Source organism: Oleiphilus sp. HI0132, assembly GCF_001635845.1.
The window spans coordinates 1-279 of the sequence record NZ_LWGJ01000985.1 but is presented as its reverse complement, the minus strand read 5'-3'; the positions used below and the strand labels follow the sequence as shown (position 1 = coordinate 279).

Below are 279 nucleotides of genomic sequence, written 5' to 3'. Positions count from 1 at the left end.
CAATGTGTATGATGCAACGAGTATTCTTTAGCGGCATTGGGCTCGTTGCGCTGATCGGTGCAATCCATAATGCAGGAAAGATCGCTTCGTCCATCTACGCATTCCTCGCAGCACTCTTATCTGTGGGTGGTGCCGCTGTTGCTATTCGACAATTGTGGCTACAAAGCTTACCCGAAGACCAGGTCCCCGCATGCGGCCCCGGCATCGATTATATGCTCGAAGTGTTTCCCTTATTGGAAGTAATCGAGATGGCCCTACGAGGCACAGGCGATTGCGCAA

General features: G+C 52.0%; 1 protein-coding gene. It reads left to right on the top strand.

What is annotated here, in order from left to right:
- On the top strand, window positions 1-279 hold a 279-nt coding region (locus A3766_RS11080; RefSeq protein WP_156508873.1), incomplete at both ends, for a disulfide bond formation protein B.